We start from the raw sequence: 22,189 nt of genomic DNA, 5'->3' as shown, positions 1-22,189 counted from the left end.
CACGATGGACAGGTGAGCTCTGTCCTCGACCGATTCTCCGCACCGACCCGCGAATGGTTCGGCGGAGCTTTCGACGCCCCGACTCCAGCTCAGCTCGGCGCGTGGGAGTCGATCTCGTCCGGCGCGCACACCCTGGTCGTGGCACCCACCGGTTCCGGCAAGACGCTCTCGGCGTTCCTGTGGTCGCTCGACCGGCTCGCCTCCACTCCGGCCGACGAGACGGTCGCCCGCGAGCAGCGCACGCGGGTGCTGTACGTCTCGCCACTGAAGGCGCTCGCGGTCGATGTCGAGCGCAACCTGCGATCGCCGCTGGTCGGTATCACCCAAACCGCCAAACGGCTCGGGCTCACCCCACCGGACATCAGCGTCGGGGTCCGCTCCGGCGACACCTCGCAGGCCGACCGGCGCAAGCTCGCGCGCACCCCGCCCGACATCCTCATCACCACTCCCGAGTCGCTGTTCCTCATGCTCACCTCATCGGCGCGGGAGAACCTCGCCGGTGTGGAGACGGTGATCGTCGACGAGGTGCACGCCGTCGCCGGCACCAAAAGGGGCACCCACCTCGCGCTGTCGCTCGAACGGCTCGACCTGCTGCTGCGCGCGCCCGCGCAGCGCATCGGACTGTCCGCGACGGTGCGGCCCCACGAGGAGGTCGGCCGGTTCCTCGCCGGGGGCGCGCCGATCCGGATCGTCGCACCCCCGGCGGCCAAGACCTGGGATCTGACGGTCCGGGTCCCAGTCGAGGACATGACGGAACTCGGTGTCGCCGAACCGGACGAGGACTCTGCGTCCCCGACTCCGCAGGCGGGGTCGATCTGGCCGCACGTCGAGGAACAGATCGTCGACCTCATCACCGCACACAGATCGACCATCGTGTTCGCGAACTCGCGACGGCTCTCCGAGCGGCTCACCGCCCGGCTCAACGAGATCTACGCCGAACGCACCGGCACCGAGGTCGACCGCGTGGGCAAACCCCCGGCACAGATCGGGGCGCCCACCGAAGTCACGTACGGTGCCGAACCGGTACTCGCCCGCGCACACCACGGATCCGTGAGCAAGGATCAGCGCGCCCTCATCGAGGACGATCTCAAGACCGGGCGCCTGCGGTGCGTGGTGGCCACCTCGAGCCTCGAACTCGGCATCGACATGGGAGCGGTCGACCTGGTGATCCAGGTGGAGGCACCGCCGTCGGTCGCGAGCGGCCTGCAACGGGTGGGCCGCGCCGGGCACCAGGTGGGTGAGACGTCCCGCGGTGTGCTCTTCCCCAAGCACCGCACCGATCTCATCCACTGCGCCGTGACGGTGGAGCGCATGGTCGCCGGGCAGATCGAAGCGTTGCAGGTGCCCGCGAATCCCCTCGACGTGCTTGCCCAGCAGACGGTCGCGGCGACGGCGCTCGAACCGCTCGACGTCGACGACTGGTTCGACACGGTGCGGCGCAGCGGATCGTTCGCGTCCCTGTCGCGGCCGGTGTTCGAGTCGGTGCTCGACCTGATCGCGGGACGCTATCCGTCCGACGAATTCGCCGAGCTACGGCCGCGTGTGGTGTGGGACCGTACCGAGGGCACGCTCACCGGGCGCCCGGGCGCGCAGCGACTCGCGGTCACCTCGGGCGGCACCATCCCCGACCGCGGATTGTTCACCGTGTTCATGGTGGGCGAGAAGAACACCCGTGTCGGCGAACTCGACGAAGAGATGGTCTACGAGTCGAGGGTCGGCGATGTGTTCGCACTCGGTGCCACCAGTTGGAGGATCGAGGAGATCACGTTCGACCGGGTATTGGTCTCGCCCGCTTACGGTCGTCCCGGCCGCTTGCCGTTCTGGCACGGAGACAGCCAGGGCAGGCCCGCAGAACTCGGAGCCGCTCTGGGCGCGTTCATCCGCGAACTGGGCCACGCCGACACCGAGGAGGCCGAAACGCGCTGTCGGAACGGCGGACTCGACGAGAATGCGACAACCAACCTGATCGCTCTGCTCACCGAGCAACGCACCGCGACAGGACAGCTTCCCACCGACCGCACCCTGGTGGTCGAACGATTCCGCGACGAACTCGGCGACTGGCGACTGGTGCTGCACTCCCCGTTCGGATTGCGGGTGCACGCACCGTGGGCACTGGCTGTGGGCGCCCGATTGCTCGAGCGTTACGGCGTCGAATCCCACCCGACGGCCTCCGACGACGGCATCATCGTGCGACTACCCGACGCCGACGACGCCCCACCGGGGTCGGAAATCTTCGTCTTCGACCCCGAGGACATCGACGAGATCGTCACCGAGCAGGTCGGTGGATCGGCGCTGTTCGCGTCGCGGTTCCGGGAGTGTGCGGCCCGCGCCCTTCTGCTGCCCCGCCGCAATCCCGGCAAGCGGGCGCCGTTGTGGCAGCAGCGGCAACGCTCGGCCCAGTTGCTCGACGTCGCCCGGCGCTACCCGACCTTTCCGATTCTCCTCGAAACCGTCCGGGAGTGCCTGCAGGACGTCTACGACCTGCCCGCCCTGCACGACCTCCTCGGTCGCGTCGCTCGCCGGCAGATCCGCCTCGTCGAGGTGGAAACGCCCACCGCCTCCCCGTTCGCCTCGTCACTGCTGTTCAACTACGTCGGCGAGTTCCTCTACGAGGGAGACAGCCCGCTTGCCGAGCGCCGTGCGGCCGCGTTGTCGCTCGATTCGACATTGCTCGCCGAATTGCTCGGTCGCGTGGAGTTGCGCGAACTGCTCGACGCCGACGTCATCACCGACGCCGAACACGAACTGCAGCGACTGACACCGGATCGGCGCGCGCGCGATGCCGAGGGTGTCGCGGACCTGTTGCGACTGGTCGGCCCGCTCACCGACGCCGAGTTGCGCGAACGCACCACCGACGATCCCACCGAGTGGGTCGCCGACCTCGCCCGCCGACGACGTGCACTCCGCGTGTCGTACGCGGGTGAACAATGGTGGGCCGCCATCGAAGACGCGTCCCGGTTGCGCGATGCGCTCGGCGTGCCGTTGCCCATCGGGGTGCCCACGGCATTCGTCGAACCGGTCGCAGATCCGCTCGGTGATCTCGTGGGCCGGTATGCCCGCACACACGGTCCGTTCACCGCCGCCGAGGTCGCGGCCCGGTTCGGGCTCGGCACGGCCGTCGTCGACTCCGTGTTGCGTCGGATGGCCGCGGACAGGCGCGTCACGTCGGGAGAATTCCGTCCGGGTGCCACCGGGTCCGAATGGTGCGATTCCGAGGTGCTGCGGCGGCTGCGGCGGCGGTCGCTCGCAGCGGCCCGCCAGGATGTCGAACCGGTCAGCACGACCACGCTCGGCCGGTTCCTTCCCGACTGGCACCATCTCGGCAAGGGCGCGGGTGGCAGTGCGCTCTACGGGCTCGACGGCGTTCTCACGGTCGTGGAACAACTCGCCGGGGTTCCGCTCCCGGCGAGCGCACTCGAACCGCTGGTCCTCGCACCCCGGGTCCGCGACTACTCACCGACGATGCTCGACGAACTCACCGCGACAGGTGAAGTGGTGTGGTCGGGCGCCGGCTCGATCTCCGGCAAGGACGGCTGGGTCCTGCTCCACCCCGCCGACCTCGCACCGGTGACCCTCGCGCCCGCCGAAGAACTCGATATGTCCCCCATCCACCACGCGATCCTCGACTCGCTCGCGGGTGGGGGCGCGTTCTTCTTCCGTCAACTCACCGATGCGGTGTCCGCCCGGGAATCGACCGCCACCGACACGAATGTCGCCGCAGCACTGTGGGACTTGGTCTGGGGTGGATACATCTCGGGAGACACACTCGCGCCGCTGCGGGCGTTGATCGGCGATACCTCCCGCGCGACACCCGCACACCGGACCCCGCGACGCGCGCCACGGGCGCGGATGTACCGGGCCCGCCCGGCGATGCCGTCGCGCACCGGCCCACCCACCGTCGCCGGTCGCTGGTCGTTGCTCCCCGAACGCGAGACCGACGCGACGGTCCGTGCGCACAGCACCGCGGAACTGTTGCTCGAGCGGTACGGAGTCGTCACCCGGGGGGTCGTGGTGAGCGAGGGCGTACCCGGCGGGTTCGCCACGATGTACAAGGTGCTCAGCAGGTTCGAGGAGCGCGGTCGCTGCCGGCGTGGGTATTTCGTCGACTCGCTGGGCGGGGCCCAGTTCTCGACACCCGCGGTCGTCGACCGCTTGCGCTCGTTCGCCGACTCGATCGAGGGCCGCCACGACGAAACCGCGGCAATCACCCTCGCAGCGTGCGACCCGGCCAACCCGTACGGCGCCGCGCTCCCGTGGCCGAAGTCCTCCGCCCCCGACGATGCACCCCGCCACCGTCCGGGACGCAAGGCCGGTGGGTTGGTGGTTCTCGTCGACGGCGCCCTCGTGCTGTTCATCGAACGGGGTGGCCGCACGATGCTCACCTTCGACGACGACCCCGGACTGTTGCGCAGTGCGTGCGCTTCCCTCGCCGCGACCGTCAAGCGCGGGGGCGTCGACAAGATCGTCGTCGAAAAGGTCGACGGTGCCTCCATCCACGGGCACGCGTTCGCCGAGATCCTGGGCGAGTCCGGTTTCTCGGCGACGCCGCGCGGATACCGGTTGAGGTTCTGACGATGCCCGAGGGCGATACGGTCTACCGCGCAGCTCGGCAGCTGAACACCGCTCTGGCGGGGAGAACGCTCACCGAAACCGATTTCCGCGTACCTCGTTTCGCCACAGCCGATTTCACGGGTTGTGTCGTCGACGAGGTGGTGTCGCGGGGCAAGCACATCTTGATCCGGTTACCCGACCACACGATCCATTCGCATCTGAAGATGGAGGGCGAGTGGCACATCTACGAGCGCGGCGCGCGGTGGCGCAAACCCGGTTTCAAGGCTCGCGTGGTGCTGGGTACGGAACAGTTGCAGGCCGTCGGGTTCGAACTGGGAATCCTCGACGTTCTCCCCCGTGACCGGGAAGAGGACGCGGTGGGCCACCTCGGGCCCGATCTGCTCGGAGCCGACTGGGACGCGGTGCGCGCCGCGGAGAATCTGTCGCGCGACCCGCTCCGCCCGATCGGGGTCGCCGTGCTCGATCAGCGGGTCATGGCAGGTGTGGGCAATGTGTACCGCTCGGAATTGTGTTTCCTGCGCGGCGTCGATCCGCGGGAGCCGGTGGGTACGGCGGGTGATCCTCGCGGCTGGGTGGACCTCGCACACCGCATCCTCACCGCGAACCGCGAGCGGGCGGTGCGGATCACGACGGGTGATCGTCGTCGCGGCCGGAATCTCTGGGTGTACGGGCGGCGCGGCGATCCGTGCCGACGCTGCGGGACACCCATCGAATCCTGGGACCTGGGCACGGCCACCGAACCGGAGCGGGTGGTGTACCGGTGCCCCCACTGTCAGCCGCGCGGTACCGGACCGTAAGTCTCCCCAGCGTGTTCGAGCAGCGAAACACAATGTGCCACCAGCATTTCCCGGGACACCGTGACGTCGCCTTCGAGGTACCCCATGAACATGCTGGTGAACGCTCCGACCAGTCCCACGGCCACCAGATGCCGATACGCCCGGTCCTCGATGCCGGTGAGCCGGCGCTCGACGAGCGCGACGAATGCCGGCGCGAGTTCGAGACCTCGGCTGCTGAGCGCGGGCTCCCGCAGCGGGGCCAGGAGCAGCACGCGCCCCTTGGCCGGATCATCGACGGCGAGTCCGACGAAGGCCCGCACCGCAGCCTCCGCGACGCCCGTCGGCGGTGCCGAGGCGACCGCCGCCGCAAGTGCCTCGCGCGCCTGTTCCGCGACGTGGGCGTACACCTCGCGGACGAAGGTGTCCCGGTCGGTGAAGCTCTCGTAGAAGTACCGCTCGGTGAGTTCGGCCGCGCGGCACACGGCACGGACGTTCGCGATCGCACCGCCGGGCGCTCCGATCAGGTCGGTGCCGGCGGTGAGGAGCCGCTCCCGGCGTACCCGTCGGCGTTCTTCGATGCCGACTCCCGCCCAACTGCGGCGCGTGGTGCCCACTCTTGTTTCCCGTCGTTGACTACGTGCCGGACAGATCCTACTCTGACAACATGCGTAGTCAGTATCCCGGCGGTCAGGGCGTCGACGAGCCGGCACCGGCCGAGACGACGGCCCGGCCGGCACCGGCACCGGCACCGCCCGAGCCTCTCGGCCCCGACTCGCTGACCTGGAAGTACTTCGGCGGATGGCGCGGCATGCTGTTCGGGCCGTGGGCCGGGTCCATGCAGAACATGCATCCCGGCCTCGGTGCCGGCGTCGAGGAACACTCGGAGTTCTTCGACGAGCGCTGGGAGCGCCTCTACCGGTCGCTGTACCCGATCTACGGAGTCGTCTTCGACGGCCCGCGGGCACCGGAGACCGCCGCGCAGGTGCGTGGGTACCACAACACCATCAAGGGCGTCGACAAGAAGGGGCGCAAGTACAACGCGCTCGACCCGGGCACGTTCTACTGGGCGCACGCGACGTTCTTCTACAGCCTCATGGTGTCGATCGAGTGGTTCGACGGCCCGCTCACCCTCGAAGAAAAGCACCGGCTCTTCGATGAGCACGTGCAGTGGTATCGCCTCTACGGCATGCCCATGCATTCGGTACCCGAGTCGTGGGAGGCGTTCCTGGAGTACTGGGATCACATGTGCCGCAACGTACTCGAAGACAACAAGGCCACCCGCGACGTCCTCGACCTGTCGAACCTCGATCGACCGCCGTTCCTGCGGTGGTTCCCCGAACCGGTCTGGAAAGCGCTGCGTCCGCCGGCCGTCGCAGGATTCTCCTGGCTCACCGTCGGCCTCTACGACCCCCCGGTGCGCGACCTGCTCGGGTATCGCTGGAGTGCTCGCGACGAGAAGATCCACGCCCTCGTGGGCCGCGCGATCGGTCTGGGCGGCAAGGTCGTGCCCAAGCGCTTCCGCTACCACCCTCGCGCCCGAGCGGGCTTGGATCGCGCCGCCGGCCGCATCGCCCGGGACGCCCCGGTGCTGCACACCCCGGGTCGTAATCTGCCGCCCGCCGACCGCCGCGACTCACCCGTGCATTACAGCCCGAAAGTGACATCACGGCATCGGCCCGGTGTGACACGCTGACGGTGTCCCCCACCCCGGCTCGCGACGTACCGCGCCGGTTGGTTCCGTCCCGTCGGGTTCCGGTGTCACGCAACGCGGCGGCAAGCCGGATAAGTGCGTACGTCTACGGCAATGTGCTCGTCCTCGCAGCCCTGGTTCCCATCACGACCACCAAGCAGTACATCGGCATCGCGATCGTGCTGAGCACCGCGCTCTCGACGTTTCTCGCGCACGCTTTCGCGGACTCGGTCTCGCAGAGCGTGCGGTCGGCGCGGCCGCTCACCCGCGGAGCGCTGGGAGGAACTCCGCAACTCGGTCCCGATCCTGTCGTCCGCGTCGCTGCCGTGCCTCATTCTTCTCACGGCGTGGCTCGGATGGCTCGAACCGCGTATTCCGGTGCCTGCGGGGTGAGCCGCGCGTCGTCGGCGAACTGCGGACTTCCAGGACCCGCCCCCGGTACGCAGTAGCCGGTCGGATCACCACCGGATCGGCCGTCCGGCAGTGTCATCGAAACGCACGCAACACCTCTGGGTCCAGACCCGAACGGTCGCCCCCGCACCGCTGTGATCGAGGCCGTCATCGCCTACTCCCCCCGTGACGGATTCACCACTGCACGCCGTGCTGAGCGCGCCCTGACTCCGATGCTTCGTGGTGCGCCAGACGTCTTTGGCGCGACGACCTCGCTTACGCCGAAAGTCGTTACCGGCAACGCACCCGAACCGATCACACAACCGGACCCCGGTCGCCGACCTGACGGGTCGACCCGAGTCACGGACCCGAATCCAGCATTCGACGAGTTCTCCCGTCGGTCAAGGAGATTCACCCCATTCGCAGCAATGCTGAAATCGATTCTCCTGCACAGATTCCCCTGTCCCACACCGCCGAAACAGACCGTTGTTGTCGAATGCGACCCGGCGGGATCGCGAATCCGATATGAAAGGTGAGTTCTATCGTCTTCGACTCGAACGGAGTATTTACATGGCCGAACGAACATTTCGTCGCGCGTGCGCATCGGTACTCACGGCGGCCGGGATGGGAATTGCATTAACGGTGGGCGGCGGAGGCGCAGCACATGCCGCGCCGACCTCCACCACCATGACGTGTGCGAGCGCCAATCCACTCTTCTGGGCGCCACCGTTCACTTGGACCGTCACCGCCTCGTCGGGTGAGTCCCGGCCCGGCGGCGTGGGTGAGTTCCAACCTTCGATCCTGCTCAGCGGCCACAATGACCTACCCGATCCTACGGGCAGCATCGGACCGAACTGGTACGGCACGCAGGTGCTGGTCGATTGGCACAACACCACTACGGGACAGTCCGGACGCAGTGTCAGCGATCAGGAAGCGTGGAAGCAGAATCCCCGCGTGCCGAGCAACCGCGCCATCACAGGGGCGGGGACGGTCGACTTCACCGTCACGCTTCAAACCGGTGCGGGGTGGTGGTTCGTCAACTCACAGAATGCGGTCTGCCAAGGCACCATCGATGTCATCTCACGGTCGTGACCTGAGGTTCTCTCGACTACCTGCAACCGAGGGGTTGCCGACGACGGGCCGGAGTGCAGCCACTGAGTTGCACTCCGGCCCGTCGTCGGAGCGAGCGCGGTCAGTGCGGGAACCACCACCCACGGGACCCACCGGTGCTTCTTCTTTCCGGTGGGTGCGGCAGCTTCGGTCATGTACTCCCCTTGTTGTCGATTGCCGGCGGCTCGACGGAATCCAGCGTCCGGAGCTGTAGAATCCGGCATAACGCCTGAATCGCCCCGTTGTGGACCAGCGTTATAAGCGCGAGTTTCGTGTCTGACCGTCTACGGAACGTGACGTCTTGCGTGTGGACGCGCACTCACAGTCGCCCGGTCGGCCTTAACGAGGGGCTCATCCTTCAGTGGCGACCTGGAAGGTAGACATCGGTCGGGGAGGGGGCAAGTGCTCGCCGAGGTGGCGCTTCTGATTCGCATCGGTTCGACGGTGTTCGTCGTCCAACGCCTGCAGGGTCGCCCCGCCGGAACCACGACCGTCTTCGCGGCGGTGGGGTTGGCCCTGCTCGCGTCGGTGGTCGTGGTCGTCAAAATCGCACTGACGCACCGACACACCGGGGGTCACGAGCATCCGGTGCGTGGAGGGACCCACACGCAGGTCACCGGGTGATCGGTACCGGCTCCAGGATCTCCGCGCGTGCTTCTGGGGCCGCCACCCGCAGGGCATCGGCCGACTCGTCGTCAGGCTGGGTCTGCGACAAGATTTCGGCTTCCACCCGGGCCCGGTAGATGTCGACCTCGCGATCGACCGTCTCGTCGTCCCATCCCAGCAGGGGTGCGACGAGACGGGCCACCTGCTCTGCGCAGTGCACCCCGCGGTGGGAGTACTCGATCGCGATCCGGGTACGGCGCGCCAGGATGTCCTCGAGATGCAGGGCACCCTCGGCAGCGACCGCGTACACCGCTTCGACCTGAAGGTAACGCGGAGCATCGGTCAGCGGTTCGAGCAATTCGGGCCTGTTTTTCGCGTGCTCGAGGACCTGGTCGATCATCGAGCCGTACCGGTCGAGGAGATGCTTGACCCGATAGGGATGCAACCCGTACTCCTCGGCGAGGGACATCGTCTGGTTGACCAGCGCGAAGTACCCGTCGGCGCCCACCAGGGGCACCTTGTGCGTGATGGAGGGAGCGATGCGTGTCGGGATGTCCTCGGCGGCGAGATCGACCGCGTCCTCCGCCATCACGCGGTACGTGGTGTATTTGCCGCCCGCGATGGCGATGAGGCCGGGCGCAACCCGCGCGACCGCGTGTTCGCGCGACAGTTTCGAGGTCTCGTCGCTCTCCCCCGCCAACAGTGGCCGCAACCCTGCGTACACGCCGTCGATGTCGTCGTGGGTGAGCGGTACCACGAGCACGCGGTTGACGTGGTCGAGGATGTAGTCGATATCCGCCTTCGTGGCCGCCGGGTGGGCGAGATCGAGGTTCCAGTCGGTGTCGGTGGTCCCGATGATCCAGTGATTGCCCCACGGGATGACGAACAGCACGGACTTCTCGGTGCGCAGGATGATCGCCGAGTCGCTCACGATGCGATCACGCGGAACGACGATGTGGACGCCTTTCGACGCCCGCACCCGGAATCTGCCACGCTGGCGGGACAACGCCTGGATCTCGTCGGTCCACACACCCGTCGCGTTGATGACGGCGCTCCCACGCACCTCGATGACCGAGCCGTCTTCGGTGTCGCGCACACGAACCCCCGCGACTCCGTCGGCCTCCCGCAGGAATCCCACGACCTGCGTGGACGTCCGGACGACCGCCCCGTAGTGCGCCGCCGTCCTCGCGACCGTCATGGTGTGGCGCGCATCGTCGACAACGGTGTCGTAATACGAGATTCCGCCGGTGAGCGACGAACGCTTGAGACCGGGAACCATACGCAACGCCCCCGCCCGCGTCAGGTGCTTCTGCGCCGGCACCGACTTCGCGCCACCCATCCGGTCGTACAGGAAGATCCCCGCCCCGATGTACGGACGTTCCCATACCCGATGGGTAAGCGGAAAAAGGAATTTCAACGGCTTGACCAGGTGCGGGGCGAGGGTGGTCAGCGCAAGTTCGCGTTCGCGCAGCGCTTCTCGCACCAGACCGAACTCGAGTTGTTCCAGGTACCGCAAACCGCCGTGGAACATCTTCGACGACCGGCTCGACGTCCCCGATGCGTAATCGCGGGCTTCCACGAGCGCGACCCGCAGTCCTCGTGTCGCCGCGTCGAGCGCCGCACCGGCTCCGACGACGCCCCCGCCGATGACGACGACGTCGAATTGTTCGGTGGCGAGTTGCCGCCAAGAGTCGGCGCGCTGTTGCGGTCCGAGGGGTTGCACACCTGGTTGATTCACCGCACCGCTCCCGTGAGTCGCCGACGTATCCCCGACAAGGCTAGTAGTTTCGACCGCGCAGCGCGCAGTAGATGCTGCCCTGAGCAACCCAGTCCGCCCTATCGAGGATCATCCGTGAACCAGTACATCGCCGCGATCGACCAGGGCACCACCTCGAGCCGGTGCATCATCTTCGACCACGACGGCCGTATCGTGTCCGTCGCACAGAAGGAGCACCGGCAGTTCTTTCCGCGCGCCGGCTGGGTGGAGCACGACCCCGAGGAGCTGTGGCTCAACACGCGCGAAGTGGCTGCTGTGGCACTTGCCAAGGCGGACGTGCGCAAGCAGGACATCGCCGCGATCGGCATCACGAATCAGCGCGAGACGACCGTCGTGTGGGACCGAACGACAGGCAAGGCGGTATACAACGCGATCGTCTGGCAGGACACGCGAACCGACCGGCTCGTCGAAGAACTCGCGGGCGACGCCGGCGCGGACCGCTACCGCGACGTCACGGGCCTTCCGTTGTCGACGTACTTCGCGGGCCCGAAAGTGCGCTGGATACTCGACAACGTCGAGGGTGCCCAGGAGAGAGCAGACGCCGGGGAACTGGTGTTCGGCACCATCGACAGCTGGATCGTATGGAAACTGACGGGCGGTGCCGGTGAAGACGGGCACGGGCCGGGAGTCCACATCACCGACGTCACCAACGCCTCCCGCACGATGCTGATGAACCTCGACACGCTGCAGTGGGATCCGGAGATCTGCGCGGATTTCGGAATACCGGTCTCGATGCTTCCCGAGATCCGGAGTTCGTCCGAGGTCTACGGGCACGCCCGCGAACGCGGACCCTACGCAGGCGTCGCCATCGCAGGGATCCTCGGTGACCAGCAGGCCGCGACGTTCGGTCAGGCCTGCCTTTCTCCCGGCGAAGCCAAAAACACCTATGGCACAGGAAACTTCCTGCTCCTCAATACGGGCACGACACCGGTCCGCAGCGAACACGGACTGCTCACCACCGTGTGTTACCGCATCGGGGACCGGCCCGCCGTCTACGCATTGGAGGGCTCGGTCGCCGTCACGGGGTCGCTCGTCCAATGGCTGCGCGACAACCTGGGTATCCTGCGGTCCGCCGCCGAAATCGAGCAACTCGCCGCATCCGTGCCGGACAACGGCGGGGCGTACATCGTGCCGGCGTTCTCGGGCTTGTTCGCACCGCGCTGGCGCCCCGACGCGCGCGGCGTGATCACGGGCCTGACCAGGTTCGTCGACAAACGGCACCTCGCGCGGGCGGCGCTCGAGGCCACCGCGTATCAGACCCGGGAGGTCATCGAGGCGATGTACGCCGATTCGGGCGTCGAACTCCACACGTTGAAGGTGGACGGGGGAATGGTCGTGAACGACCTGCTCATGCAGTTCCAGGCCGACATCCTCGGCGTGCCGGTCGTGCGGCCGGTGGTCGCCGAAACCACCGCTCTCGGTGCGGCATACGCGGCGGGACTAGCCGTAGGCTACTGGAACGGTGAGGACGACATCCGGCACAACTGGGAAGCCCAGAAGACGTGGGAGCCGACCATGCGGGGCGACGAGCGCGAACGTCTGTTCGCCGGATGGAACAAGGCGGTCGAGCGCACCTACGACTGGGCCTGACCGCACCGTATTCGGGAAGCTTTACGGCCGGAAAGTCTTTCGCCTGCATCGGAAGCGAATGCGTGGTGTCGGGCACGATGTCGAACGCCGCATGCGGGAGGCCACACCTACGACCGAGCCCACCCGGGTCGATAGTCGTCGGGCACGGGATGCACGACGCACGTGCGCATCTCGTCTTCGCCGACCACCGCTGGGTCGGCGAGGTAGTACTCACGCACAGGACCTTCCACGGGCACACCGTCGTCGGCGAGACGCGCGAACAGCACGTGATAGGCGACCGGTAACAGCGCCGGCGCGCCCGTGAAGTCCACGCCCGCAAAGAGCCCGCCGGGCAAAGTCACGGTCTGCGCCTCGACGCCCTCATCCAGCCGGGCGCCGGAGCCGATTTCCAGACCCACCCCGAACGAGACCTCGCCGTCGAGCGCGGCGGGGTATCGGCCGACGACAGACGCCGACTCGTCCAGACCACACCGCCGGGCCTGCGCGAGCAGGGTGTCGATCGCCTCCGAGGCGGCCTCGTCGAGCGTGTCCGCCGCGGCACACGATTCTCTCCACAACATCGTTGCCGCGTCGATGCGGTGAACGGTGACGGGAAGATCCGCGTCCACCGCGTAACCCAGGGAATCGACGAGAGCGAACGAGCGGGCCGCGCGGACCGCCTCCCGCTCGATGCGGACGCGCTCGGCAGCGAGCACCTCGCTCCGCTGCGCCGGATCGTGCAGGAACGCCCGGATCGCCGCGACCGACACGTCCGCACGGCGAAGCAATCCGATCCGCAGCGCCGTCGCCAGTTGTGAGGGCGCGTAGAAGCGGTAGCCGGTGCCGGGGTCCACGCGGTCCGGGGTGAGCAGTCCCTCGCGGTCGTAATACCGCAGTGCCTTGACCGTCAGCCGTGCGGCGCGCGCGAACTCGCCGATGCTCATCCAGCGCATTTCTGTCATCGCGGCCCACCGGAGACCGCGGCGCTCTCGGCGAGGTGGCCGGTGTACGGGATCACGGTGATCACGTCCACGAGCAACCCGTCGGGGTCGGTCGTCATGAAATGTCGCTGCCCGAAATCCTCGTCCCGGAGCGGCAACACGATCGGCAGTTCCGCTGCGACCGCCGCGTCGTGCACCCGGTCGACGTCCTCGACTTCGACCGAGACGAGCACACCCGCCGGCGCCGCCCGGAATCCCTCGGGGACGGTGTGGTGTCCTCGTTCGACGAGCCCCAGTTGCACGGACTCGGCGCCGGGGGCCTGCAATTGCACGTACCACCCGCTGTCGAAGACGACGGCGAGTTCGAGCAGACCGGTGTAGAAGTCGCGGCTGCGGGCCACGTCGGCGGCCGGGACCACGGGAAAGATGCTGTTGATTGTCATGCACCCACCCTCGTTCCTCCCCCGAGGGGAGAGTCAAGCCCCGGCGCGCGACGCGGTCTCACAGCGCCCTGCGGGGTCAGTCCAGGTCGTCGTGACGCATCAACTGGCGGGCCGCTTCCGTCACCGAACCGCTCAACGACGGGTACACCGAGAACGTCTGCGCGAGATCCGACACGCTGAGGTTGTTCTGCACCGCGAGCGCGATCGGCAGGATCAGCTCGGATGCGGTGGGTGCGACGACCACGCCACCGATCACGACGCCCGTCGCGGGCCGGCAGAAGATCTTCACGAAACCGCGTCGCACCCCCGACATCTTGGCGCGTGGGTTGGTGTTGAGCGGCAGCATGACCGTACGCGCGGGAACCTCACCGGCATCGATGGTGGCCTGGCTCACGCCGACCGCCGCGATCTCGGGACGTGTGAACACTGCCGCCGCAACAGTCTTGAGCTTGATCGGGCTCACGCCCTCGCCGAGCGCGTGGTACATCGCGATGCGGCCCTGCATCGCGGCGACCGATGCCAGCGGCAGCAGGCCCGAGCAGTCACCTGCGGCGTAGATCCCGGGAACCGCGGTGCGCGAGACCCGGTCGACGGGGAGGAAGCCGCCGCGGTCGAGTTCGAGCCCGACCTTGTCGAGTCCGAGCCCTTGCGTGTTCGGGACAGAACCGACGGTCATGAGCGCGTGGCTGCCCTCGACGATCCTGCCGTCGGCGAGCAGCACCCGGACACCGTTCTCGGTGCGCTCGACGGCGTCGGCACGGGCGTGCTTGACGAGGGTCACGCCCCGCTCGGCCAGGACGTCTTCGAGCACGAGCGCTGCGTCCTCGTCCTCGTGCGGCAACACGCGGTCGCGGCTCGAGACGAGGGTGACGTGCACCCCGACCTCGGTGTACGCGGACACGAACTCGGCGCCGGTGACACCGGAACCCACGACAACAAGTTCTTCGGGCAGCGTGTCGAGGTCGTACAGCTGGCGCCACGTGAGGATGCGTTCGCCGTCCGGCTCGGCTCCCGGCAGGATCCGGGGACTCGCGCCGGTGGCGATCAGGACCACGTCGGCGTCGAACACCTTCTCCTCGCCGGTGTGGAGGTTGGCGCGGACCTTGTGCGCGGCCATACCCGGCCGGCTGTCGATGAGTTCACCGCGCCCGGAGTACAGCTTCACCCCGGCCGCCTCGAGCTTGGTGCGGATGTCGGACGACTGCGCGCGGGCGAGACTCTTGACGCGGGAGTGCACCTGCGGCAGGGCGACGGTCGCGCCCTCGAGCTCGATGCCCAGGTCCCCGGCACGCCGCATGTCCGTACGTACCCCGGTGGACGCGATGAACGTCTTGGACGGGACACAGTCGAACAGGACACACGCGCCGCCGATTCCGTCCGAATCGATCAGTGACACCGATGCGCCGTATTGTGATGCGACCAGCGCAGCCTCGTATCCCGCGGGGCCGCCGCCGATGATGACAATCCGGGTCATGGTTCTCCTCTGTATCGATTCCGAAGGGTGCCGGGGGACGAGCGCAACGCACGCGGGGGTGTGCGGGCGTCCCTGTCAACGCTATGCCACGGGCATGCCCACTCGCATACGGACCTGGCAACACAGCGGCGAGCGCCCCTGATCTTGCGGCGGGCGGCGACCCGTTAGCCTTATGCCGTGCCGATCTACGCCGCCTACGGGTCCAACATGCATCCCGAGCAGATGCGCAAGCGCTGTCCGCATTCGCCGATGGCCGGGACGGGCTGGCTGCACGGGTGGCGGCTGACATTCGCGGGCGCCGATATCGGCTGGGAAGGCGCCCTCGCCACGGTGGTCGAGGATCCTGCGGCGAAGGTCTTCATCGTCCTCTACGACGTCACCGAGGACGACGAGCGCAGCCTCGACAGCTGGGAAGGCGCCGAACTCGGGTTCCATCGCAAGATTCGCGTGCGCGTCGACACCGCCGACGGACCCGTTCTGGCGTGGCTGTATGTGGTCGACGGCTACGAGGGCGGTCTCCCGTCCGCGCGCTACCTGGGTGTGATGGCCGACGCCGCCGAGATCGCCGGAGCGCCCGCCGAGTACGTGCGGGATCTGCGCACTCGTAACAGCCGCAACGTGGGCCCGGGGCGTCCCGACAGCTTCTAGACCCGGCTCCCGGGCGAACTACCCGACGCCCAGTGCCAGATTCGTCATCACGCGGACACCGACGGCAAGGGCTCTCTCGTCGAGATCGAAGCCCGGTTGGTGGATGTCGAGCTGCGGTCCGCTGCCCGACCACACGCCGAGGCGGCCCATCGCGCCCGGCACATGCTCGAGATACCACGAGAAGTCTTCTCCGCCACCGGATTGCGGAGTGTCGGACAACGCGTCCGGTCCGACCGGACGGATCGCATCCTCGAACATGCGGGCCGACTCCTCGTCGTTGACGACAGGTGGCACGCCACGCAGATAGTTCAGTTGATACCGCACACCCGTCGGTGCAAGGAGTCCGTGCACGATTTCGCGCACCATCGGCTCGAGGAGTTGCCAGGTCGCGTGGTCACCGGTGCGTACCGTGCCGGCGAGCATGCCGGTGCGCGGAATAGCGTTGGGCGCCTTGCCTGCACTGACAGCGCCCCACACCATGACGGTTCCGGTGCGGGGGTCGATGCGCCGGCTCAGCAGTCCCGGCAAGCCGGTGATCACCGCGCCCAGGCCGTACACGAGGTCGCTGGTGAGGTGTGGGCGCGAGGTGTGACCGCCCGGAGAGTCCAGGACGAGTTCGACAGTGTCGGCGGCGGACGTGATCGCGCCGGTCCGCATCCCGACCTTGCCGGCCTCGAGCCGCGGGTCGCAGTGCAGCGCGAAGATCCGCGACACCCCGTCCAGTCCACCGGCGGCGACCACGTCGAGCGCGCCGCCCGGCATCACTTCCTCGGCGGGCTGGAACACCAGCCGCACACCGACCGGCAACTCGGGCATCGACGCGAGCGCGAGACCCGCACCGAGCAGCACCGTGGTGTGTGCGTCGTGGCCGCAGGCGTGAGAGACACCCGGCACAGTCGACGAAAACGGCAGACCGGTCGTCTCCTGGAGCGGCAGCGCGTCCATGTCGGCACGCAGCGCGATACGCGGACCGCCGGTGGGGCCCAGGTCGCAGATAAGGCCTGTTCCGCGCGGCAGCACCTTCGGAACGAGTCCCGCAGCAGCTAGATGCCGCGCGACGAACTCCGTGGTGGCGTACTCCTGCCGTGCGAGTTCCGGATTGGCATGCAGATGCCGGCGCCAGGCACTGAGATCTTCGGTGTGCGCGCCGAGCCACTTCTCCACATACGGATTCATCGGCGCTCGACTCCCTCGAGCAACCGGGCGCGCTGAACGGGATCGGCGGCAGCACGCGCAGCGGTCGCTGCGAGAGCGCGCGCGCCGTCGAGAACTGCGCGGTCGGCCGAATCGGTGACGCATGCCGCGGCGAACGCTTCCTGATGCGTCACGGCACCACCGGAGTCCAATCCGATGACCGGATGGATTCCTGGCACCACGTTCGTCACGTTTCCCATGTCGGTGCTGCCCAGCGGGCGCGATCCTTCCTCTTCGGCGGGCAACGGCGTGCGGCCGAGCCCGATGATCTCCTCACGATATGCCTGCACCAGCCACGGGTCGGGTGTGAGCTCCGTGTAGGGCGGCGACACCGTCCGGATCCGGTGTGTGCAGCCCGTCGCGAGCGCGCCGGCTGCGAAACAGCCCTCCGCACGCCGGCCGAGGTCGTCGAGCAGTTCGGCCGAGGTCGCGCGCAGGTAGTAGAGGAGCTCGGTGTGGCCGGGCACGATGTTGGGGGCGGCGCCGCCGTAGCCGACGATGCCGTGGATCTGCTGGCCCGGGTGCAGGTGCTGGCGCAGCAGGCCGACCGCGACCTGCGCGACGGTGGCGGCGTCCGCCGCGTTCCGCCCGTGTTCCGGGGCCGCGGAGGCGTGGGCCTCGCGGCCCAGGTAATCGACGGCGATGTCCGAGAGAGCGAGCGAGGTCGCACCGGTGATGTCGATCGGCCCGGGGTGCACCATCATCGCCGCGCCGACGTCGTCGAATACTCCGCGTTCGAGCATGAGGACCTTGCCGCCACCGGTTTCCTCGGCGGGCGTACCGATCACGCGGACGGTGACGCCGAGTTCGTCCGCGAGCGCGGCCAGACCGAGGCCCGCGCCCACCGCGGCCGCAGCAATGATGTTGTGCCCGCACGCGTGTCCGATGCCGGGCAGCGCGTCGTACTCGGCGCAGAACGCAAGCACCAGGTCACCGCTGCCGAACCGGGCATCGAAGGCGGTCGGCAGGTCGGCGATACCGGTGCGCACCTCGAAACCGCAGCCGCGCAGCACGTCGACGATCTTCGCGGCGCTGCGGTGTTCCTCGAAGGCGAGTTCCGGCTCGGCGTGAATCGAATGCGACAGCGCGATCAAGGTGTCTGAAGCAGCCTCGATCGCGCTGTCGGCAATTGTCGTCACGCTGTCCAGTCTGTCATGCCGGACCGACCCGACGGATCGGGCAGCAGCGTCAGCCGAACACGAAGTTCGACGCGTCCGTCCGTATCTCGAGAGCAGCGATCAGAGGGGCATGCAGACCACGCTTGATGGTCGTGAGGTTCTTGCCCCGGGTGCCGGTGAGCGCGGCGGCGCGTTCGACGGCCGCGGCGAGTACCGCGTCACCGTCGACGGTCTGCTCGACGATGCCGGACGCCACGGCGTCGGTGCCCCCGAAACGGCGACCGGTCGTGATGGCCTCCACCGCGGTCTGGATCGGCAGCCGGGACCGGACCAGCGCCGACATCCCCACCGTGAACGGCATGTTCAGCTGCACCTCGGGCAGGCACCAGAATCCCCGGTCCGCTCGCATGACACGGAAATCATGGGCCAGCGCAAGCATGGCTCCGGCGCCGAACGCATGGCCCTGCACGGCAGCGACCGTGGCAGCGGGGAAGGTCAGTATCCGCACGTAGAGGTCGTGCACCGTATCGAGGTATCCGGGCAGTTCCGCCAGGTTCGCGAACACCCAGTCGGTGTCGAGTCCGTTGCTCCAGAATTTGCCCGTCGCTGCGGTGACGAGGGCTGCGGGGCCGTCGTGCGCTTCGACCTCGTCGAGCAGCGCGCCGATCGCCGCGAGCCGGTCCGGGTGGAAACGGTTGTCCGTCGCTTCCGCGTCGCGGTCGCCGAGGTGCAGTACGAAGACGTCTCCGTCGCGTTCGAGATAGGGCATGCGAGCCAGGATAACGCCCGTGGTTACTCGCGAGTAACCACGGGCGGGGCGTTAGGGTCCGTGTCATGGGACACCCGGACGTCATTCTCGATCCCGCAGCCGAAGCGATCGCTGCCGCCGCCGTTATCGCCGAGCGTTCGGCGGTGCCCGCGCACGGCGTCGCCGTCGTCCTGGGTTCGGGGTGGCGCGCGGCCGTCGAGCGGTTCGGCACGCCCGTCGCCACCGTGCCGATGAGCGAACTGCCCGGCTTTGCACCCCCCACCGCCGCCGGGCACCCCGGCACCGTGCACTCGATGCGGGCAGGCGACAACGCGGTTCTCGTTCTGGCGGGCCGCACCCACGCCTACGAAGGTCACGACCTCACCCGTGTCGTCCATCCCGTCCGCACGGCGGTCGCCGCGGGCGCGCACACCGTGATCCTCACCAACGCCGCCGGCGGTATCGATCCCGATTTCGCGGTAGGTCAGCCGGTTCTGATCTCCGACCACCTCAACCTCACCGGCCGGTCGCCGTTGCGAGGTGCCCAGTTCGTGGACCTCGTCGACGCGTATTCCGCAGATCTACGCGCACTCGCCCGCGAAATCGACCCCAGCCTCGCCGAGGGCGTCTACGCGGGACTGCCCGGCCCCCACTACGAGACGCCCGCGGAGATCCGGATGCTGCGCACCCTCGGCGCAGATCTCGTGGGCATGTCCACCGTGCACGAGACGATCGCCGCGCGCGCCGCCGGTGCGCGGGTGCTCGGCATCTCCCTCGTCACCAACGCTGCCGCCGGCATCACCGGCGCGCACCTCGACCACGCGGAGGTACTCGCGGCGGGCCGCGACGCAGCCACCCGGATGGGCGATCTGCTCCGCGACCTGGCAGCGCGGCTGTGACGTTGCGTTTCGGCACCGCCGGGCTCCGCGGACCGGTGGGTGACGGGCCCGACCGGATGAACGTGCCCGTGGTCGTCCGTGCCACAGCGGGGCTCGCACGGTGGCTCACCGACCGTGGCCACGGCGGCGGCACCGTCGTCGTCGGGCGCGACGCCCGGACCGGTTCGGCGGACTTCTTCGCCGCGGCGGCGGAAGTTCTCGCGGCGGCCGGGTTCGACGTGGTGGCACTGCCCCGCCCGCTTCCCACCCCCGTCACCGCGTTCGCGGTACGTGACCTCGGAGCCGTTGCAGGAGTTCAGATCACGGCGTCGCACAACCCCGCCGGTGACAACGGGTACAAGGTGTATCTCGCGGGCGGCGCACAGTTGGTCGCACCCGCCGACCGCGAGATCGAAGCCGCGATCGATGCGGCACCGGACGCGGCACAGATTCCGCGCACCACGGTCGTCACCTCGGGTGAAGAACTTCTCGAGCGGTATCTCGCACGAGTGGCGACGTTGCCGCGCTCACCCCGGCGCGATGTGCGGATCGCCCTGACCCCGCTGCACGGTGTCGGCGGGGAGACCGCCGTCGCTGCGCTGCGCGCCGCGGGGTTCGACGACGTGCACGTCGTCGCGTCCCAGTTCGCCCCCGACCCCGCCTTTCCCACGGTCGCCTTCCCCAACCCCGAGGAGCCCGGCGCGTCCGACGCGCTGCTGGCACTCGCCTCCGCCGTCGGTGCCGACGTGGCACTCGCCCTCGATCCCGATGCCGACCGCTGTGCGGTCGGGGTACCCACGGCGAACGGGTGGCGGATGCTGCGCGGCGACGAGACCGGGGTGCTGCTCGGCGAGCGCATCCTGGAATCGGCGCCGCCCGACTCGCTCGTCGCCACGACCATCGTGTCCTCGACTCTGCTGGGCAAGCTCGCCGCGGCGCGCGGCGCCCGGTTCGCCCGGACCCTGACCGGCTTCAAGTGGCTCGCCCGCGCCGGAGACGGATTGGTCTACGCGTACGAGGAGGCCATCGGTCACTGCGTCGACCCCGACGCGGTGCGCGACAAGGACGGCATCGCCACCGCCGTCGTGGTCGCGGACTACGTCGCGGCTCTGAAAGCCTCGGACCGCACGCTTCTCGATGCCCTCGACGACCTGTACCGCGAGTTCGGGATCCACGTGGGCGATCAGGTCTCGCTGCGCGTCGACGATCTGAGCCGCATCGACGAGATCATGGGGCATCTGAGGTCGTCGCCACCGCGCACGCTCGCAGGCGAGGCGGTGACGGCCACCGACCTGGCGGCGGCCGACGGACCGCTCAACACCGACGCCGTCGTGTTCGAGGGCCCGACCGTCCGGGTGGTGGTGCGGCCGTCCGGTACCGAACCGAAGCTGAAGTTCTACCTCGAGGTCGTCACCGACAGCGACCGCTCCACCGCGGAGACGACCCTCGGAGAACTCCGCGGGTGGGCCTCCGCACTCGGCGACCCGGTGCTCTGATCGATCGGACCGGGCTACGACTCCCCCGGACTACCGGGGACCGTACTGGCGATCTCCGGCATCGCCGAGACCCGGCACGATGTACTTGTCGTCGTTGAGGCCCTCGTCCACCGAGGCGGTCACCAGGCGTACCGGATGACCGGACGCTGCGAGCGCATCGACACCCTGCGGTGCCGCGACGACACACACCGCGGTGATGTCGGTGGCGCCGCGCGCCACGAGCAGGTCGAGGGTGTGCACCATCGAACCCCCCGTCGCAAGCATCGGATCGAGCACGAACACGGGCAACCCGGACAGGTTCTCGGGCAGCGACTCGAGATACGGCACCGGCTCGAAGGTTTTCTCGTCGCGGGCAAGACCCACGAATCCCACCCGAGCCTGAGGGATCAGGGCGTGCGCCTGGTCGACCATGCCGAGTCCGGCTCGCAGGACGGGGACGAGCAACGGCGGCTTTTGCAACCGCACGCCCTCGGTGACCGCCACCGGCGACTTGACCTCGAACTTCTCGACCGGCGCATCGCGCACCGCCTCGTAGACGAGCATCTGGGTGAGCCGGCTCAACGCGTCTCGGAATGCAGCGTTGTCGCTGCGTTCGTCGCGAAGAATGGTGAGGAGAGAAGCAGCGAGCGGATGGTCGACAACGAGCATGTCCATGCAGAAAAGGATAGAGCGCTCACGACACGTGCAGGTACGAGGGAACCGGACCGGTCCGCTATGCGTCGAACCCCGATGAGGAATGTCCACCTTGCGCCACGCTCG

The 22,189-nt window shown here is 68.4% G+C and carries 18 protein-coding genes and 2 pseudogenes; 11 read left to right on the top strand and 9 right to left on the bottom strand.

Annotated features, from left to right (window positions below):
* Positions 1 to 12 precede the first annotated feature (12 nt).
* Both ACFWU2_RS13490 and ACFWU2_RS13485 read left to right on the top strand, forming a co-directional pair.
* Positions 13 to 4,572, top strand: a complete 4,560-nt coding sequence (locus ACFWU2_RS13490; protein ID WP_378606630.1) for an ATP-dependent helicase — start codon at positions 13 to 15, stop codon at positions 4,570 to 4,572.
* A gap of 2 nt (positions 4,573 to 4,574) precedes the next feature.
* The gene (locus ACFWU2_RS13485) at positions 4,575 to 5,369 is read left to right on the top strand and encodes a DNA-formamidopyrimidine glycosylase family protein (protein ID WP_378606627.1); all 795 of its coding nucleotides are present in this window, start codon (positions 4,575 to 4,577) and stop codon (positions 5,367 to 5,369) included.
* On the opposite strand, the gene ACFWU2_RS13480 is transcribed toward ACFWU2_RS13485, so the two are convergent.
* The gene (locus tag ACFWU2_RS13480; protein WP_378606624.1) at positions 5,345 to 5,962 is read right to left on the bottom strand and encodes a TetR/AcrR family transcriptional regulator; all 618 of its coding nucleotides are present in this window, start codon (positions 5,960 to 5,962) and stop codon (positions 5,345 to 5,347) included. The genes ACFWU2_RS13485 and ACFWU2_RS13480 overlap by 25 nt on opposite strands.
* A 50-nt stretch (positions 5,963 to 6,012) precedes the next feature.
* Here ACFWU2_RS13480 and ACFWU2_RS13475 point away from each other — a divergent pair, with 50 nt between their 5' ends.
* The 5 genes and pseudogenes from ACFWU2_RS13475 (at position 6,013) to ACFWU2_RS13455 (ending at position 9,162) form a co-directional block, all read left to right on the top strand.
* Positions 6,013 to 7,041 (top strand): oxygenase MpaB family protein, encoded by a 1,029-nt coding sequence (locus ACFWU2_RS13475; protein WP_378606621.1) that lies wholly within the window; start codon positions 6,013 to 6,015, stop codon positions 7,039 to 7,041.
* A gap of 38 nt (positions 7,042 to 7,079) precedes the next feature.
* Positions 7,080 to 7,410, top strand: a pseudogene (locus ACFWU2_RS13470) (hypothetical protein); the annotation flags it as partial.
* Positions 7,411 to 7,514: 104 nt separating this feature from the next.
* Positions 7,515 to 7,774: pseudogene (locus tag ACFWU2_RS13465) on the top strand (DUF5914 domain-containing protein); the annotation flags it as partial.
* Positions 7,775 to 7,998: 224 nt separating this feature from the next.
* The gene (locus tag ACFWU2_RS13460; protein WP_378607260.1) at positions 7,999 to 8,520 is read left to right on the top strand and encodes a hypothetical protein; all 522 of its coding nucleotides are present in this window, start codon (positions 7,999 to 8,001) and stop codon (positions 8,518 to 8,520) included.
* 420 nt (positions 8,521 to 8,940) lie between these two features.
* A complete protein-coding gene (locus ACFWU2_RS13455) occupies positions 8,941 to 9,162 on the top strand; it encodes a hypothetical protein (protein WP_378606618.1) in 222 nt (73 codons plus the stop codon).
* Here the strand turns inward: ACFWU2_RS13455 and glpD are convergent.
* On the bottom strand, positions 9,152 to 10,867 hold the full coding sequence (gene glpD, locus ACFWU2_RS13450; protein WP_378607256.1) for a glycerol-3-phosphate dehydrogenase: 1,716 nt from the start codon (positions 10,865 to 10,867) through the stop codon (positions 9,152 to 9,154). The two genes, ACFWU2_RS13455 and glpD, sit on opposite strands and share 11 nt — an antisense overlap.
* 129 nt (positions 10,868 to 10,996) lie before the next feature.
* Between glpD and glpK the strand changes: the two genes are divergently transcribed.
* On the top strand, positions 10,997 to 12,511 hold the full coding sequence (gene glpK / locus ACFWU2_RS13445; RefSeq protein WP_378606615.1) for a glycerol kinase GlpK: 1,515 nt from the start codon (positions 10,997 to 10,999) through the stop codon (positions 12,509 to 12,511).
* A 107-nt stretch (positions 12,512 to 12,618) separates the two neighbouring features.
* On the opposite strand, the gene ACFWU2_RS13440 is transcribed toward glpK, so the two are convergent.
* The 3 genes from ACFWU2_RS13440 to ACFWU2_RS13430 form a co-directional block, all read right to left on the bottom strand.
* Positions 12,619 to 13,452: a MerR family transcriptional regulator gene (locus tag ACFWU2_RS13440; RefSeq protein ID WP_378606612.1), complete on the bottom strand. Its 834-nt coding sequence runs from the start codon at positions 13,450 to 13,452 to the stop codon at positions 12,619 to 12,621.
* On the bottom strand, positions 13,449 to 13,874 hold the full coding sequence (locus ACFWU2_RS13435) for a VOC family protein (RefSeq protein ID WP_378606608.1): 426 nt from the start codon (positions 13,872 to 13,874) through the stop codon (positions 13,449 to 13,451). The genes ACFWU2_RS13440 and ACFWU2_RS13435 overlap by 4 nt, the downstream gene beginning before the upstream one ends.
* Before the next feature lie 76 nt (positions 13,875 to 13,950).
* Positions 13,951 to 15,348, bottom strand: a complete 1,398-nt coding sequence (locus ACFWU2_RS13430) for an NAD(P)H-quinone dehydrogenase (protein WP_378606605.1) — start codon at positions 15,346 to 15,348, stop codon at positions 13,951 to 13,953.
* A gap of 177 nt (positions 15,349 to 15,525) precedes the next feature.
* On the opposite strand from ACFWU2_RS13430, the gene ACFWU2_RS13425 reads away from it, so the two are divergent.
* On the top strand, positions 15,526 to 15,996 hold the full coding sequence (locus ACFWU2_RS13425; protein WP_378606602.1) for a gamma-glutamylcyclotransferase: 471 nt from the start codon (positions 15,526 to 15,528) through the stop codon (positions 15,994 to 15,996).
* A gap of 18 nt (positions 15,997 to 16,014) precedes the next feature.
* Here the strand turns inward: ACFWU2_RS13425 and ACFWU2_RS13420 are convergent, their stop codons facing one another.
* Genes ACFWU2_RS13420 through ACFWU2_RS13410 form a run of 3 tightly spaced genes read right to left on the bottom strand, consistent with a single transcriptional unit; the run spans position 16,015 to position 19,077 of the window.
* Entirely contained in the window at positions 16,015 to 17,172 is a 1,158-nt protein-coding gene (locus ACFWU2_RS13420) for a M20 family metallopeptidase (RefSeq protein ID WP_378606599.1), read from the bottom strand.
* Positions 17,169 to 18,329: a M20 family metallopeptidase gene (locus tag ACFWU2_RS13415; RefSeq protein ID WP_378606596.1), complete on the bottom strand. Its 1,161-nt coding sequence runs from the start codon at positions 18,327 to 18,329 to the stop codon at positions 17,169 to 17,171. The genes ACFWU2_RS13420 and ACFWU2_RS13415 overlap by 4 nt, the downstream gene beginning before the upstream one ends.
* 49 nt (positions 18,330 to 18,378) lie before the next feature.
* Entirely contained in the window at positions 18,379 to 19,077 is a 699-nt protein-coding gene (locus ACFWU2_RS13410) for an enoyl-CoA hydratase/isomerase family protein (protein WP_378606593.1), read from the bottom strand.
* Between the two features lie 65 nt (positions 19,078 to 19,142).
* Between ACFWU2_RS13410 and ACFWU2_RS13405 the strand changes: the two genes are divergently transcribed.
* Positions 19,143 to 19,955 (top strand): purine-nucleoside phosphorylase, encoded by an 813-nt coding sequence (locus ACFWU2_RS13405; RefSeq protein WP_378606590.1) that lies wholly within the window; start codon positions 19,143 to 19,145, stop codon positions 19,953 to 19,955.
* Entirely contained in the window at positions 19,952 to 21,430 is a 1,479-nt protein-coding gene (locus tag ACFWU2_RS13400) for a phospho-sugar mutase (RefSeq protein WP_378606587.1), read from the top strand. Before ACFWU2_RS13405 ends, ACFWU2_RS13400 begins: the two co-directional genes overlap by 4 nt.
* 30 nt (positions 21,431 to 21,460) lie before the next feature.
* On the opposite strand, the gene upp is transcribed toward ACFWU2_RS13400, so the two are convergent.
* Positions 21,461 to 22,084 (bottom strand): uracil phosphoribosyltransferase, encoded by a 624-nt coding sequence (gene upp, locus ACFWU2_RS13395; RefSeq protein WP_378606584.1) that lies wholly within the window; start codon positions 22,082 to 22,084, stop codon positions 21,461 to 21,463.
* Positions 22,085 to 22,189: the final 105 nt, after the last annotated feature.

This window comes from Rhodococcus sp. NPDC058639 (genome assembly GCF_042717545.1).
Classification (GTDB): Bacteria; Actinomycetota; Actinomycetes; order Mycobacteriales; family Mycobacteriaceae; genus Rhodococcus.
This window is presented reverse-complemented; position numbering and strand designations above follow the sequence as displayed.

Bases quoted from the DNA above. Each gene is read 5' to 3' on its own strand.
- ACFWU2_RS13485 (WP_378606627.1), top strand. From the start codon at position 4,575: ATGCCCGAGGGCGATACGGTCTACCGCGCAGCTCGGCAGCTGAACACC.
- ACFWU2_RS13475 (WP_378606621.1), top strand. From the start codon at position 6,013: ATGCGTAGTCAGTATCCCGGCGGTCAGGGCGTCGACGAGCCGGCACCG.
- ACFWU2_RS13460 (WP_378607260.1), top strand. From the start codon at position 7,999: ATGGCCGAACGAACATTTCGTCGCGCGTGCGCATCGGTACTCACGGCG.
- ACFWU2_RS13440 (WP_378606612.1), bottom strand. From the start codon at position 13,452: ATGACAGAAATGCGCTGGATGAGCATCGGCGAGTTCGCGCGCGCCGCA.
- ACFWU2_RS13435 (WP_378606608.1), bottom strand. From the start codon at position 13,874: ATGACAATCAACAGCATCTTTCCCGTGGTCCCGGCCGCCGACGTGGCC.
- ACFWU2_RS13430 (WP_378606605.1), bottom strand. From the start codon at position 15,348: ATGACCCGGATTGTCATCATCGGCGGCGGCCCCGCGGGATACGAGGCT.
- ACFWU2_RS13420 (WP_378606599.1), bottom strand. From the start codon at position 17,172: ATGAATCCGTATGTGGAGAAGTGGCTCGGCGCGCACACCGAAGATCTC.
- ACFWU2_RS13410 (WP_378606593.1), bottom strand. From the start codon at position 19,077: ATGCCCTATCTCGAACGCGACGGAGACGTCTTCGTACTGCACCTCGGC.
- ACFWU2_RS13405 (WP_378606590.1), top strand. From the start codon at position 19,143: ATGGGACACCCGGACGTCATTCTCGATCCCGCAGCCGAAGCGATCGCT.
- upp (WP_378606584.1), bottom strand. From the start codon at position 22,084: ATGGACATGCTCGTTGTCGACCATCCGCTCGCTGCTTCTCTCCTCACC.